Genomic DNA, 15464 nt, shown 5'->3' with positions numbered 1-15464 from the left:
GAATGACTACAACCCGATTACCTCTTCTTAAAGAGGACAAGCCTAAGAAAAAAATGAGCCGTAAGATTACGGCGATCCTGCTGCTGCTGTTCACTGCGCTTCTTGCTGTGATTTTTTTTAGATCGTCTATTAGCCATATTACAGTGATAGATTTTCAAGGTAGTAAGTATTCTACTAGTGAAGAGCTACTCTCACAAAGTGGAATTAAAATAGGTGGGCAATTCTTTGCTGTATCAACGAAAGATGTGGAAGAATCTCTGCTGAAGCTTAAGACGATTAAAGACGTCAGCGTGCAGAAGGATTTCCCCGGGGTGATCACAGTGAAGATTGAGGAATTTCCAGCGGTAGCCTATGAACTGGAACAGGGAGGCCTCTTAAAGGCGATTCTGTCCAGTGGAGCTGCAGTGCCTGTTAATGAGACTGGAATTGCTGTTGAGAAACCCATATTAACGAACTGGGACCCGGAAGATCCGAATAAGGCTAAGCTTTGTCAAGCATTAGCAAGCATTCCTAATGAATTGACAAGTGATATCTCTGAGATTGTTCCCTCGCCGACCTTGTCTTTTCCAGACCGGATCAAGCTCTATACTAGATCCCGTTTTGAGGTGATTACAGCCATCTCATTGCTAAAGAGCAAGGTGTCCTATTTGAATCAGATTATAGAGACTGAACAGCCTGGACTGATTAAAATGCTAGAAGCCGATTCATATGTTCCCTTTCAGGTTGTAAGCGATGAAGAAGATGTTGCGCAAGAGTAGTGTGGAGGTAAATAGTCCCTACTAATAGAGTTAAAAAAATGCTACAATCGGAGTTACGGGCAAGAAGCTATATCCCTCTTTTTTCTTCGATTTTTTTGAGATATAGTACTATATTTGGTTGAAATGACCAATTAGGCCGATATTTCTTGTGATAATTGCTGTTTTTACAATAACATATGAGTAACTATTCACATTTGGGGATGTTGGAATATTATTCCGTTCAAAAAATTTGTAGAAAAAAGAGGGAAAGGATTAGGTATGTTGAATATGTACAGAGAAGTTTCCCGGGACCGGGATAAGGTAATGCAATTAATTATGATTATAACAGGAGGTGCCATAGGACTTGAGCAACAATGACATCATTGTTAGTTTGGACATCGGTACATCCAAAGTTCGGGCAATAATTGGGGAAGTTACCAATGGAACCTTTAATATTATTGGCGTTGGATCTGCCGATTCGGAAGGAATACGTAAAGGCGCGATTGTAGATATCGACCAAACTGTGCAATCGATCAAAAGTGCTATAGATCATGCAGAGCAGATGGTGGGTATTCAAATATCAGAGGTTTATGTAGGCATTTCCGGTAATCATATTGGCCTGCAATCCAGCCACGGTGTTGTGGCCGTTCAGAATGAGGATCGTGAAATCGGCGATGATGATATCGATCGCGTAATTAAAGCTGCGGAAGTCATTGCTATGCCTCCGGAGCGTGAAGTGATTGATGTTGTTCCCAAACAATTTATCGTCGATGGTCTTGAAGGAATTCAAGACCCGCGCGGAATGATTGGTGTTCGTCTGGAAGTTGAGGCAACAATCATTACGGGTGCTAAGACGCCAATACATAATCTACTACGCTGTGTTGAGAAATCAGGGCTGAAGGTAAAGGATCTTGTGCTGATGTCTCTTGGAGCTGGTGGATTGGCGCTGTCCAAGGACGAGAAATCGATGGGATCTGTTCTGGTTGATATCGGTGCGGGCTCAACAACAATAGCCATATACGAAGAGGGTTCTCTTAGTGCAACCTCCACGATTCCGATCGGAGGAGAATTCGTAACCAATGATATTGCCTACGGACTTCGGACACTTACTGATCAAGCGGAGAAGGTAAAACTTAAATATGGTTGTGCTTGGATTGACGATGCAGCCTCAGACGTTGTCTTCAAGGTATTGCGCATTGGCAGTAACGTGGAGAAGGAATTTAACCAAGAGGATCTGGCGGCCATTATCGAGCCAAGGGTGCAAGAAATATTCCACCTGATTCGTCAAGAAGTTAAACGGCTTGGTTACAGTGAACTGCCTGGAGGTTATATACTAACAGGTGGGACTGTCTCGATGCCGGGTGTATTGAAGGCTGCTCAGACTGAGCTGGCTGCATCTGTACGCATCGCCGTGCCGGATTATATCGGTGTACGGGACCCTGGGTTTACCGGCGGTGTCGGTATTCTGCATAATGTTGTCCGTAGTTTCCGTGGAAGAAACAGTGGTGGAAGCAGCAACAAAAAGACGGTCAACCGGAGCAAGCAGAACGCCACTCCGAGTCAGGAAACTGTTCAGAAGCCCGGATTTGTGGAGCGTCTAAAAAATATGTTTAGCGAGTTTATATAAGTGTAAGTCCAGATATACTTGGACCGGCCATCCAAGCACATTGAGGGGGAGATGGAACAATATGTTAGAATTTGATTTTGAAATGGAGAGCTTGGCGCAAATAAAAGTCATCGGCGTGGGCGGCGGAGGTAGTAATGCTGTCAACCGGATGATTGAAAACGGCGTTCAGGGTGTAGAATTTATTACGGTTAATACAGACGCCCAAGCGTTGCATATGGCCAAATCGGAGCACAAGCTGCAGATTGGGGACAAGCTGACCCGCGGTTTGGGTGCAGGCGCCAACCCTGAAGTCGGTAAGAAAGCAGCGGAGGAATCCCGTGATCTGATTTCGAATACCCTTAAAGGTGCAGATATGGTATTTGTTACTGCAGGAATGGGTGGCGGTACAGGTACAGGTGCGGCACCAGTTATAGCTGAAATTGCTAGAGAGTGTGGAGCCCTGACTGTGGGTGTAGTGACTCGCCCGTTCACTTTTGAAGGAAGAAAACGTTATAACCAGGCAATGCTTGGAATCGAAGCTTTGAAAGAAAAAGTCGACACGCTAATCGTCATTCCAAATGACCGTTTGCTTGAAATTGTTGATAAGAAAACACCGATGTTGGAAGCTTTCCGTGAAGCAGATAATGTTCTCCGGCAGGCTGTTCAAGGTATCTCTGACCTAATTAAGGTTCCTGGTCTGATTAACCTTGACTTTGCGGATGTAAAGACGATCATGACAGAGCGCGGTTCAGCGCTTATGGGTATTGGTATTGCAAATGGTGAGAACCGTGCGTCTGAAGCAGCACGTAAAGCCATCATGAGCCCACTCTTGGAAACGTCTATTGAAGGCGCCCGCGGCGTAATCATGAACATTACGGGAGGATCTAACCTCTCTCTATACGAAGTCAATGAAGCGGCTGAGATTGTTACATCCGCCTCTGATCCTGAAGTGAATATGATCTTTGGTGCGATAATTGATGAAGGCCTGAAGGATGATATCAAAGTAACAGTAATTGCTACTGGCTTTGAACATAAACCATCGCCTGAAGCTCCAGGACGCCGTCCGGTCTCGACGAATAACGAGCCAGCGGCAGCACCGGATAAGAACGCTGCTAATCTGCGTCCGTTCGGGAATCAGAACACGTCAGATCAGTTAGATATTCCGACGTTCCTGCGTAACCGTAATCGTGGCAACAATGACTAATTAAATATTTTTATTAAGAGATATGAAGCACCGTATTCCCCAGCTAATAGAGCTAGGGCAATGCGGTGTTTTTTTTTATGTGAAATGCTGTTCAGTAGGAATAAAACCCTCCCGCGCTATAACTCGACAAAAAAACCTTAAGAATGCCCCCCAAGTTTAGACAGACTTTGAATGCGAGACTTTTTATACTAATCATATCGTCCAAAAAAACAGAGCCTGATCCATTTTGGCTACAGGATAGATTCCGCCATAGTAAGCAGGTGAATGCACTGGTTGTTTATATTGACTTGATATTCGCCGCCAATCTAGTGATCGACGGAATTCTTTTGTGGCTGACAGGCTGGATGGTCAAGCTGAGGATATCATGGTGGCGCTTAGTCCTCTCAGCTCTGGTTGGTGCGCTGTATGTGGTGATGATGTTTGTGCCGGAGTTGTCTTTCATGTATACCTTCCTCATTAAGTTTGGCTTGTCGGTGGTTATGCTATGGATTGCCTTTGGTTTTGGGAGTCTGCAAAGCTACCTTCGCACTATGGGAGCTTTTTATATTATCAATTTCGCAGCGGCTGGTGGGATTGTAGGTATTCACTATTTGCTGCAGAGCTCCGGTGATATTTGGAATGGTATTATGTTCACTGCTTCAGGAGGGCATGCTTACCGCCTAAAGATTGGCTTTTGGTTTGTAATTGCAGTATTTCCCCTGGTGTTAATCTGCTTCAAGGCAGTGCACTCCTCACGAATCAGAAGGGAGCAGCTTGAAACCTATATCGGTGAGGTGGTAGTAGAAATTGATGGAGTGACTGTTTCCTGTCCCGGCCTGCTAGACACAGGTAACCGGCTTTGTGATCCTTTGACCCGCATACCGGTGATGGTTATGGAATCTTCGCTCTGGGAGGGACATCTGCCTGAAACATGGAAAGGTAGACTCACTCAGGACGGAGCGGACAAACTTTTACTAGAAACGGACGGGCAGTCGTTTGCTTGGCAGGACAGGATGCGACTGGTGCCTTACAGGGGAGTTAACCGGGGGGCATCATTTATGCTCGCACTGAAGCCTGATCAGGTGACGATAAAGCTTGGTGAAGATATCTTTTATTGTAAAAGAGTATTGATTGGGCTGGATGGTGGGACATTGTCGGGGGATGGAGCCTATCGGGCTGTAATACATCCTGATTTGACTCAAAAAGAGAGCGCTACTGTTGCAGCACTGCCTTCCTAATCTTTAAAGCTAGCTGAACCAAACTTCTGATGGCTGAAAGCGGGATTTGAAAGCTTCACACGCGAACCGTGCACTTCTTGGAGGAGGAACAAATAATGGTCAAATGGAAAATTGCTCTGCAGCTGCAATATTACCGCATGCTGTTTCTACTAGGGCTGAAGAGTCAGGAAATCTATTATATTGGCGGGAGTGAGGCACTTCCTCCACCGCTGACACGGGAAGAAGAAGAATATCTGCTTCAGCGGCTGTCTAGCGGCGATGCAGCTGTTCGTGCGATGTTGATTGAGCGCAATCTTCGCTTGGTAGTATATATCGCTCGTAAATTTGAGAATACCGGCATCAATATCGAGGATCTGGTTTCGATTGGCGCTATTGGCTTAATTAAGGCTGTGAACACTTTTGATCCTGAGAAAAAAATAAAACTGGCTACTTATGCATCCCGCTGCATAGAGAATGAAATCTTGATGTATCTGCGGCGGAACAGCAAGACACGGAGTGAGGTTTCTTTTGATGAGCCGCTTAATATTGATTGGGATGGCAATGAATTATTGCTTTCTGACGTATTAGGAACGGAAAATGATACCATTTATCGGAACATAGAAGAACAGGTTGATCGCAAGCTGCTGCAAAAGGCACTGGAAAAGCTGAGTGACCGGGAAAGACTCATTATGGAGCTGAGATTTGGCCTGCGCGGAGGCGAAGAAAAGACACAAAAAGATGTGGCTGATCTGCTTGGCATCTCCCAATCTTATATTTCGCGGCTGGAGAAAAGAATTATCAAGCGGCTGCGCAAGGAGTTTAACAAGATGGTGTAAGGTGAAATTAGCAAGGAATAAAATGGCGAGCCCGGGAGATAATGTACAGTAATGTTTCTCCTTGGGAGGTAAATCATCATGACCCGTAATAAAGTCGAGATTTGCGGTGTGGATACTGCTAAGCTGCCTGTTCTAACGAATGTGGAAATGCGGCAACTGTTCACTTCGCTGCAGCAGCAGGGCGAGCGATCCGCCAGAGAGAAATTGGTAAACGGTAATCTTAGACTTGTTCTAAGCGTTATCCAGAGGTTCAATAATAGGGGAGAATTTGTTGACGATTTGTTCCAGGTGGGTTGCATCGGTCTGATGAAAGCCATCGATAATTTCGATTTATCACAAAACGTTAAATTCTCCACATATGCAGTTCCGATGATTATCGGTGAGATTCGGCGTTACCTGCGTGATAACAACCCGATTCGGGTATCACGTTCTCTCAGAGATATCGCCTACAAGGCGCTCCAGGTACGTGATAGTCTGACCAATCAGAACTCACGGGAACCGACGATATTCGAAATATCAGAAGCGCTGGGTGTGCCGAAGGAAGATGTTGTTTTTGCTCTTGATGCCATTCAGGATCCAGTGTCCTTATTCGAGCCGATCTATCATGACGGCGGCGATCCTATTTATGTAATGGACCAGATTAGCGACGATAAGAATAAGGATGTGTCGTGGATCGAAGAAATTGCATTACGTGAAGCGATGCGTAAGTTAGGACAAAGGGAGAAACGAATTTTATCCATGCGGTTTTTCGAAGGGAAAACACAGATGGAGGTCGCAGATGAGATTGGCATTTCACAGGCACAGGTCTCACGTCTGGAGAAATCTGCGATTCAGCAAATGCAAAAACACGTGAAATCTTAGAGCAGTAGCCATGAGGAGATATTCCAGAATCCGGGTTAAGGATTTTGGGTTGTCTCCTCTTTTTAATGCATGTTGACAAGCTTCCGGATCATATATTGGACTATAGGTCGGATTGTACAGGGGTGGTGAGATGAACGAGGATTATCAAGGGTCTGCCAAAAAAATGAAAATCTCAGATTTTCAGACGAAGGATGTTATCAACATTGTAGATGGCAAGCGGCTGGGGCAGATTAGTGATCTGGAGCTTGATTTGCGCCGTGGTGTCATTGATGCCATCGTTATACCCGGATACACTCGGTTTATGGGATTGTTCGGAGGCGGGACAGATCTGATTATTCCATGGCGGAATATAGTTAAGATCGGGTCCGATGTAGTACTCGTGAAGATTGAAGAGTCGCGGATGTCTCCGGGACAGGAAGAGCGTGAAACGATGTATCTGGAACGGGGAGATCGCAGCGAACGGCGCACTTATTAATTAGGTGCGTTTTTTGTTTTTTTATTTAAGAATTTAGGCGATCAGGCTTAACCGTCACTTTGTACGGGTATTTACATGTGGTACACTAAGGCGGAGGTGAGGAAATGGAACCGTTTGTGCAGGGGAAAGAAATGCTTATGCTGCTCCATCTGGAGCCTTGGCGAGTGGAGCATAACGAAATTACAGCGGGGTTTACTGGTAGACAGGGAGGGGCTAGCAAGGCGCCCTATGACAGCCTGAATTGTGCGTTTCACGTTGGGGATGCTCCTGAAGATGTCCTGAGCAATCGGAGAGCGCTTGCCGAAGCTCTTGATTTCAAGCCGGAAGCATGGACCTGTGGAGAACAAACTCATGGGGCAGAGATAGCTGTAGTAAGGGAAGTAGACCGTGGGCGGGGACAACAGGACAGAGCATCGGCATTTCAAGCTACGGATGGTCTGCTGACGGATGTGCCTGGGGTTTTGTTGACTTCTTTTTATGCGGATTGTGTGCCCCTTTATTTTTATGATCCCGTGCGTAGAGTCGTCGGTCTTGCGCATGCAGGCTGGAAAGGAACGGTGGCTCAGATTGCCGCAGCTATGGTGAGTAAGCTGCAAACGGTATACGGCAGCCATCCACATGATATTGTGGCAGCGATCGGTCCATCCATTGGCGACTGCTGTTATGAGGTGGATGATTATGTGATGGAGCATGTTCGGCAGCTGGAGGGCAGCTTGAATGAGGGGATAGAAACTTTCGATGCTGTGGAGCTTTACAGAGCCTCAGAGACTGATCAGAGTAAATACTTGCTAAACTTGAAAGAAATGAATCGACGCATTATGATAAAAGCAGGAATATTGCCGACTCATATCGAATGTACAACATGGTGTACAAGCTGTAATCGTGATTTGTTTTTTTCTTATCGCAAAGAAAACGGTATTACAGGCAGAATGACGAGCTGGATCGGAATAAAGGAGAGTTGAAAGTTGTCTTTAACACTGCAGGAGAGAATTGCTGAGGTAGAGGAACGTGTAGCACGTGCCTGCGCGGCAAGCGGCCGGGATCGTAATGACGTCAAGGTAATTGCAGTGACGAAATATGTTTCTCTGGAAATGGTATCCTCCGTATTGGAGGCAGGCCTAGAGCATGTTGCTGAGAGTCGCTGGCAGGATGCTGAACACAAATGGAAGGTTTTAGGGGACAAAGGGACATGGCATTTTATCGGGCATTTGCAAACCAATAAGGTTAAAGACGTTATTGGCAAATTTCAATATATACACTCTTTGGACCGGATGTCTCTGGCGCAAGAATTACACAAAAAGGCGCTTGCTGCTGATCAGGAAGTGAATGTGTTTCTTCAAGTGAATATCTCTGGCGAAGATACGAAGTTTGGTCTGTCACCTGAGGCAGTACCTGGATTTTTACGTGAAATCGCTAGTTTGGACCGCGTTAAGGTAATTGGACTTATGACGATGGCACCTTTAGAAGGTGATCCGGAGCTTACCCGTCCTGTATTTCGCGGACTTCGTGAGCTGCGCGATGAGCTTAATCAACTTGCTTTGACACCTGAGCCGATTACGGAGCTGTCCATGGGAATGTCGAATGATTTTGAAGTGGCGATACAGGAAGGAGCCACCTGGGTACGCCTGGGTACGGTGTTAGTAGGCCATTAGGAGGGATCGTGATGAGCGTTATGAACCGATTTATGAGTTTTTTGGGCTTGCAGGAGGAAGAGGAAGTTGTGGAGCGGGAGCAAATCCACGAAGAGGATGAGTATGAGCCGGCCCCTGTAGAAACCCGCAAAAATCAGAGGGGCAACGTTGTCAGTATCCATTCGCAAAAAAATGTCAAGGTTGTATTATATGAACCACGTTCATATGATGAGGCACAGGAGATTGCTGATCATCTCCGTTCGCATCGGACGGTAGTAATTAACCTGCAGCGTGTTCGCAATGATCAAGCAATGCGAATTATTGATTTTCTCAGCGGAACTGTTTATGCCCTTGGGGGAGGAATCTCTAAAATTGGGGGCAATATATTTATGTGCACTCCAGATACTGTTGAAATTCAAGGCTCCATTACAGAAATCCTAGGTGACGATCAAGACTATAACAGAATGAGGTGAATGGGCTTTGCTTCAAATTGATTACATTATCGATATTTTGTTTAACATTTATTTTTACATGATTATTTTCTATGTGCTAATGTCCTGGTTACCCAACGTTCGTGATAACTTCATTGGAGAACTGCTAAGTAAACTCGTAGAGCCGTATTTAACACCTTTCAGACGGTTTATTCCACCGCTCTTCGGTACACTTGATATCTCTCCAATCATTGCATTACTTGTCTTGGAATTCGCGGCAGGCGGACTTAAATCTATCCTGCATTTGATTTTTTAGGCAACTGTGATGAAGAACGAAGTTTACGGGCATTTTCATCCCGATGAACGTCAATTTGTGGACAAGGCCTTCGAATGGGTTACCAACGCTGGAGAATATCATGAGACTAAATTAACTGAATTTCTCGATCCCCGCCAAGGTTTTATTCTGCAAACTTTAGTTAACCGCCATCCTGATGTAATTGTTAAATGGGAAGGTGGACATGCTGAGGCAGAGCGGAAGCGAGCGCTTGTCGCTCCTGATTATCGTGACCTGGATCAGGAAGACATGGAGCTGAAGGTGCTTGCAATAACCTCAGGGGAGCAGAAGTTTCTGGCTCTGGAGCACGGGGACTACATGGGTTCTATTCTGGGGCTGGGCGTTAAACGAGGCAAAATTGGTGATATTCATGTTCTGGACGATGGTTGTCATGTTGTAGTCGCTGCTGATATTGCAGATTATTTAGCTATGAATTTAACTGGAGTGCACCGGATACAGGTAAGTACGGAAGTATTACCCTTTTCCGCCTTGCGTAATAGTGAGGTTAAGCTGGAATTGATGGATTTGACTGTAGCATCCCTGCGATTGGATGGCATTGCCGCAGATGTAACACGGCTTAGCCGAAGCAAAATTCTTGCTCCCATCAAGGCTGGACGCGTTCGGGTAAACTGGAAAGTGGAGGAAGACCCATCCTGCAGTCTTAAGGATGGTGACATGGTATCTATTCAAGGCTTTGGTCGCTTCAAGGTTCTAGAGGTCGGCAGTTTGACGAAAAAGGGCCGATACCGTGTTCAGATTGGTAAATTTGTGTGAATCCCTTGCAGGAATACGGTCTTACTTGTCGAAATTGATTATTTCGAGGGAATCAAACATTTTTTAAGCTGGACGCCGATACTTTTAAGAAGAGGCGGACCATGAATGGCAGGCGGAACACAGGAATACCTTCTGCCTTTACTTGAAGTACAGTCTTTCTTCTTTGTCTGCCGCTTAGTTGCGATTTAGAGATAAAGAAGGTCCGAAATTTCTAGGAGGTGCACAGCATGCCATTAACACCGCTCGATATACATAACAAGGAGTTTTCTCGGAGACTTCGCGGTTATGATGAGGACGAGGTCAACGAATTTCTGGATCAAGTGATCAAGGATTACGAAAGCGTCATCCGTGAGAACAAGGAACTGCAGAATCAGCTTTTGTCTATTCAAGAGCGTCTGGATCATTTTGTGAATATTGAAGAAAGTTTATCGAAGACGATCTTAGTCGCTCAGGAAGCGGCGGATGATGTGAAGAACAACTCCAAGAAGGAATCCCAGCTCATTATCAAGGAAGCGGAGAAAAACGCCGATCGTATTATTAACGAAGCGTTATCCAAATCCCGTAAGGTTGCTATTGAGACTGAAGAATTGCGCAAGCAAGCTTCGATCTATCGCACTCGTTTCCGGACATTAGTGGAAGCTCAGCTGGAGCTGTTATCACAGGATGACTGGAATGCCTTAGAGAGTCGTGAGGCGAGCGAGAACGTAGCTTTCAAGGATGATGTTCTTCATCGGATCTAAAGGTTTCAGAGATAATTGGCTAAATAGAGGGAGCTATTCCCTCTATTTTTATTTTCCGATAAAATAGACCATAATAAAGTGAACTCCATGCGCAAGTACGCTCATAATAGCTAGATTGGGTGAATGGTTGTTGACATTTAGATTCAAAAAGTCTATAAATAGAACATATCTGTATAATGTTTATATGTATTCGATGACGGGACAAGTACGACAAGGTAACGTTCTCCAGAGAGTCGGCGATTGCTGCGAGCCGATTGTTCGAACCCTGCCGGAAGATCTTCCCCTAGAAGTTAAGCTGAAGCGTTGATCGTGCGTAAGCCTAACCGTCTGCCGGACGTTACACCGGACCTGTGTACAAGATTTACGCGCAGGACTGAGATTGTGCTGAATACACTCCCCTTAAGGATGTGCTCATGCGCAGAATTAGGGTGGTATCGCGAGCGTCGTCTCGCCCCTTTGGGGGTGGGATGACGCTTATTTTGTTGTTCCGGGGCGGCCATCCCCCTAAATCCCCCTTTCTAAGGGGGACCCCAAGGGCTTCTGCCCTCTGGACACCCGCAAAGTAAAGCCTCGTGCAAACTAGGTACGGTGGTGGAAACGAACGGATTCATGTGGCTGAAGGAGCGGCCCTTCTTAGGCTCCCCTGGCGGGTTCGCCTGCGGGGCCTTTACGGCAAGAGCGGTGAGCGACCAGCTGCGCAAGGTCGCTCATTGGCGCCCCGAGCGATTGCTGCCCTGCGGGATCGCGGCTCGGGAGCCCGGGCAAGAGCGGTGAGCGACCAGCTGCGCAAGGTCGCGTATGGCGCCCCGAGCAATTGCTGCCCTGCGGGATCGCAGCTCGGGAGCCCGGGCAAGAGCGGTGAGCGACCAGCTACGCAAGGTCGCCCATTGGCCCCTCGAGCAATTGCTGCCCTAACGGGATCGCGGCTTGGGAGCCAGGGCAAGAGCGGTGCGACCAGCTGCGCAAGGTCGCGTATGGCGCCCCGAGCAATTGCTGCCCTACGGGAACGCGGCTCGGGAGCCCGGGCAAGAGCGGTGAGCGACCAGCTGCGCAAGGTCGCCCATTGGCGCCCCGAGCAATTGCTGCCCTAACGGGATCGCGGCTCGGGAGCCCGGGCAAGAGCGGTGAGCGACCAGCTGCGCAAGGTCGCCCATTGGCGCCCCGAGCAATTGCTGCCCTGCGGGAACGCGGCTCGAGAGCCAGGGCAAGAGTGGTGAGCGACCAGCTGCGCAAGGTCGCGTATAGCGCCCCGAGCGATTGCTGCCCTGCGGGATCGCGGCTCGGGAGCCAGGGCAAGAGCGGTGAGCGACCAGCTGCGCAAGGATCGCCCAAAGATCGAAAAGAGCTTTATAGACTAATCCATGAAAGGATTGACCATCACATGCAAAAAGTAGATGTCAGAGAAAAGGCGCGGGCAAGAGATGTCCGCATATTAAAGAAATGGAGCGACGAAAATACGTTCCGCAAGTCCATGGAGAACCGTGAGGGACGTCCAAATTATGTATTCTATGAAGGTCCGCCTACAGCAAACGGTGCGCCGCATATCGGACACGTGCTGGGACGGGTAATCAAGGATTTCATCGGTCGTTACCAGACAATGAAAGGTTACCGCGTGGTACGTAAAGCAGGCTGGGATACACACGGTCTGCCAGTAGAACTAGGCGTACAAAAGAAGCTTGGCATCTCCGGTAAACAAGAGATCGAGGAATATGGCGTAGAAAAATTCATCCAGGAATGTAAAGACAGCGTCTTTGGTTATGAGAAGCAATGGCGTGAATTTACAGAAGCGATTGGATACTGGACAGATCTAGATAATCCTTACGTAACCTTGGATAACACCTATATCGAAAGTGTATGGAACATCTTGGCTACAGTGCATGAGAACGGGTTGCTTTACCGCGGACACCGTGTTAGCCCGTATTGCCCGAGCTGCCAGACTACACTAAGCTCGCATGAAGTTGCTCAAGGCTACAAAACCGTTAAGGATCTCAGTGCAACCGCGAAGTTCAAGCTGGATGACAGCGGAGACTACGTATTGGCTTGGACGACAACACCTTGGACCTTGCCAGCCCATATGGCGCTAGCTATGAACCCGGACATGGATTATGTACGTGTGCAACAAGAAGATGGTGTGTACATCGTTGCTAAAAACTTGGTCGAAGAAGTAATGAAAGGCGAGCACACAGTCCTTTCTACACATAAAGGTTCCGAGTTTATCGGTAAAACTTACGCACCTCCATTCGGATATATTAAGGCAGAGAAAAGCAATGTTATCGTAGGCGCTTCTTTCGTTACAGATTCCAGTGGTACAGGGATCGTACACATGGCACCAGCACATGGTGAAGATGACTACAAGACTTGCCGTGAGAATGGCATCAGCTTCGTAAATGTGGTTGATAATTCCGGTAAGTATACGGATGTAGTCTCTGATTTTGCGGGACGTTTTGTTAAGGATTGCGATCTGGATATCATTAAGGTTTTGTCTGAAAAAGGATTGCTTTACGGTAAAGAGAAATACGAGCACAGCTATCCGTTCTGCTGGCGTTGTGATACACCACTTTTGTATTACGCAACAGACAGCTGGTTTATCAACACTACAGCGATCAAAGATCAGCTGATTGCTAACAACAACAGTGTGGCTTGGTACCCTGAGCATGTACGTGAAGGTCGTTTCGGGAAGTTCTTGGATGAACTGGTTGACTGGAATATCAGCCGTAACCGTTATTGGGGTACACCCCTCAATGTCTGGGTATGTCAAGAGACGGGCAAAGAGTTTGCACCACACAGCATTGAAGAGCTAAGAGCGATGGCGATTGGTGATGTTCCGGAAGATATCGAGCTGCATAAACCTTTCGTGGATAAGATCAAGCTGCGCAGTCCGTTTAGCGAAGGTGCAGAGATGGTTCGTACATCGGAAGTGATCGACGTATGGTTCGATAGTGGCTCGATGCCTTTTGCACAAAGCCATTATCCGTTTGAAAACGAGGATAAGCTGGATGATCAGTACCCGGCAGATATGATCTGTGAAGGGATCGACCAGACTCGTGGATGGTTCTACAGCTTGCTTGCAGTATCCACCTTGTTCAAGGGTAAAGCTCCATATAAAGCAGTTATTGCTCACGGTCATATCCTCGATGAGAATGGTCAAAAAATGTCCAAATCCAAAGGCAATGTTATTGATCCTTGGGAAATCATGAACGATTACGGCACGGATGCATTCCGTTGGGCTATTTTGTCCGACAGTGCACCGTGGAACAACAAACGTTTCTCGCGTGGTCTTGTAGGTGAGACAAAATCTAAAGTAGTGGATACGCTGGTGAATACACATGCCTTCTTGACGCTGTATGCGGGCATTGATGGTTACGATCCAGCCGATCATCCTTTTAAAGTATCAAAACATAAGCTGGACCGCTGGATTCTGTCCCGTCTGAACAGCTTGATTCTTTTGGTGGATAAAGGGCTTGCGGTAAATGACTTCGTGAATACGTCTAGAGCTATTGAGAACTTTGTGGATGAGCTGAGTAACTGGTATATCCGTCGTTCCCGTGACCGTTTCTGGGGGAGTGGCCTAGGTGAAGATAAACTGGATGCTTACCGTACGTTGACTCATGTGCTTTTGGCGACAGCAACTTTGATGGCTCCATTTACACCGATGTTGTCCGAAGATATCTTCACGAACCTTGGCGGCGGAGAAAGTGTGCATTTGGCAGACTACCCGGTTGCTGACGAGAACTTGATCGATAAAGAGCTGGAAGAGGATATGGAAAGTGCAAGACAGATCGTTGAGTTGGCGCGTAACGTACGTAACGAAACAGGCATTAAGAATCGTCAACCGCTGTCCGAGCTGATCGTTTCGATGAACCGTGACTTCCATTTGGCTGAGTATGAAGAGATCATCAAAGATGAGATCAACATCAAGAACATCGTGCTGGAGAACAGTGACAGCGGATTTGTTGATTTCACACTCAAGCTGAATCTTAAGGTAGCCGGTAAAAAATACGGTAAAAATGTAGGCTTCCTGCAAGGCTTCCTGAAAGGTCTCGACAGTGATTCTACCCGCAAAGCGGTACAGGACGGTAAAATTGCAATTGCGACACCTGAAGGTGAAGAGCTTGTAATCACTTCTGAAGAGCTGCTTGTTGAAAAACAAGCCAAAGCAGGTTTCGCCGCAGCTTCCGGATATGGAGTTACGGTTGCGCTCAATACCGAAATCACGCCTGAGCTTGAACAAGAAGGCTGGGTTCGTGAGATCATTCGTGCGGTTCAAGATTACCGTAAACGTCTGGATCTGCCGATCGAGAAACGGATCGCACTCACTTTGAAGTTAGATGATGAGCTAAAAGCAGCTGTTACAGCATTTGACAATGTATTGCGAGACAATGTTCTTGTGACTACGGTTGATTTTGATGGAGAACATGCTTTTGAGACGGTAGAAGTCGGTGATAAATCCATCGGTATCCATATCGAAGCATAATTCTGCATTACCTGTCCCAAAACAGCATATACTAGCGGCATAAGTGTAAACGGAGATCTTCCGTTTATGCGGGAAATATAGTCTTTATATTTCGGCGCAAAACTAACGAGTCCCGAGCTTAAGGAGATGAATTCTCTTTGGCCGGGCTCGTTTACTTTGTAGCGA

General features: G+C 46.8%; 14 protein-coding genes and 1 other annotated feature. All 14 genes read left to right on the top strand.

The window, feature by feature from the left end; genetic code table 11:
- Positions 1 to 2 precede the first annotated feature (2 nt).
- Positions 3 to 758: a cell division protein FtsQ/DivIB gene (locus tag MHH46_RS24170; RefSeq protein WP_076192056.1), complete on the top strand. Its 756-nt coding sequence runs from the start codon at positions 3 to 5 to the stop codon at positions 756 to 758.
- Positions 759 to 1101: 343 nt separating this feature from the next.
- Positions 1102 to 2364, top strand: a complete 1263-nt coding sequence (ftsA, locus tag MHH46_RS24165; RefSeq protein WP_076136520.1) for a cell division protein FtsA — start codon at positions 1102 to 1104, stop codon at positions 2362 to 2364.
- 61 nt (positions 2365 to 2425) lie between these two features.
- Positions 2426 to 3547: a cell division protein FtsZ gene (gene ftsZ, locus MHH46_RS24160; RefSeq protein ID WP_076129065.1), complete on the top strand. Its 1122-nt coding sequence runs from the start codon at positions 2426 to 2428 to the stop codon at positions 3545 to 3547.
- A gap of 269 nt (positions 3548 to 3816) precedes the next feature.
- On the top strand, positions 3817 to 4764 hold the full coding sequence (gene spoIIGA, locus MHH46_RS24155) for a sigma-E processing peptidase SpoIIGA (RefSeq protein WP_076129086.1): 948 nt from the start codon (positions 3817 to 3819) through the stop codon (positions 4762 to 4764).
- Between the two features lie 92 nt (positions 4765 to 4856).
- On the top strand, positions 4857 to 5579 hold the full coding sequence (sigE, locus tag MHH46_RS24150) for an RNA polymerase sporulation sigma factor SigE (protein ID WP_036683937.1): 723 nt from the start codon (positions 4857 to 4859) through the stop codon (positions 5577 to 5579).
- 78 nt (positions 5580 to 5657) lie between these two features.
- Entirely contained in the window at positions 5658 to 6440 is a 783-nt protein-coding gene (gene sigG, locus MHH46_RS24145) for an RNA polymerase sporulation sigma factor SigG (RefSeq protein WP_036683631.1), read from the top strand.
- Positions 6441 to 6570: 130 nt separating this feature from the next.
- On the top strand, positions 6571 to 6915 hold the full coding sequence (locus MHH46_RS24140) for a YlmC/YmxH family sporulation protein (protein WP_036683628.1): 345 nt from the start codon (positions 6571 to 6573) through the stop codon (positions 6913 to 6915).
- Between the two features lie 104 nt (positions 6916 to 7019).
- Positions 7020 to 7877, top strand: coding sequence for a peptidoglycan editing factor PgeF (gene pgeF, locus MHH46_RS24135; RefSeq protein ID WP_036683625.1), 858 nt, complete (start codon positions 7020 to 7022; stop codon positions 7875 to 7877).
- A 3-nt stretch (positions 7878 to 7880) separates the two neighbouring features.
- Positions 7881 to 8567, top strand: coding sequence for a YggS family pyridoxal phosphate-dependent enzyme (locus MHH46_RS24130; protein WP_036683622.1), 687 nt, complete (start codon positions 7881 to 7883; stop codon positions 8565 to 8567).
- Positions 8568 to 8578: 11 nt separating this feature from the next.
- Positions 8579 to 9019: a cell division protein SepF gene (locus MHH46_RS24125; protein WP_036683619.1), complete on the top strand. Its 441-nt coding sequence runs from the start codon at positions 8579 to 8581 to the stop codon at positions 9017 to 9019.
- Positions 9020 to 9026: 7 nt separating this feature from the next.
- Positions 9027 to 9293, top strand: coding sequence for a YggT family protein (locus MHH46_RS24120; protein ID WP_036683616.1), 267 nt, complete (start codon positions 9027 to 9029; stop codon positions 9291 to 9293).
- A gap of 9 nt (positions 9294 to 9302) precedes the next feature.
- Positions 9303 to 10085: an RNA-binding protein gene (locus MHH46_RS24115; RefSeq protein ID WP_076192054.1), complete on the top strand. Its 783-nt coding sequence runs from the start codon at positions 9303 to 9305 to the stop codon at positions 10083 to 10085.
- 227 nt (positions 10086 to 10312) lie between these two features.
- On the top strand, positions 10313 to 10825 hold the full coding sequence (locus tag MHH46_RS24110; RefSeq protein ID WP_051491297.1) for a DivIVA domain-containing protein: 513 nt from the start codon (positions 10313 to 10315) through the stop codon (positions 10823 to 10825).
- 184 nt (positions 10826 to 11009) lie between these two features.
- Positions 11010 to 11284: a binding site (T-box leader), on the top strand.
- Between the two features lie 922 nt (positions 11285 to 12206).
- Positions 12207 to 15299 (top strand): isoleucine--tRNA ligase, encoded by a 3093-nt coding sequence (ileS, locus tag MHH46_RS24105; protein ID WP_076192049.1) that lies wholly within the window; start codon positions 12207 to 12209, stop codon positions 15297 to 15299.
- Positions 15300 to 15464: the final 165 nt, after the last annotated feature.

The sequence above is a fragment of the Paenibacillus sp. FSL H8-0175 genome (genome assembly GCF_045040615.1).
GTDB classification, from domain to species: domain Bacteria; phylum Bacillota; class Bacilli; order Paenibacillales; family Paenibacillaceae; genus Paenibacillus_AQ; species Paenibacillus_AQ odorifer.
This window is presented reverse-complemented; position numbering and strand designations above follow the sequence as displayed.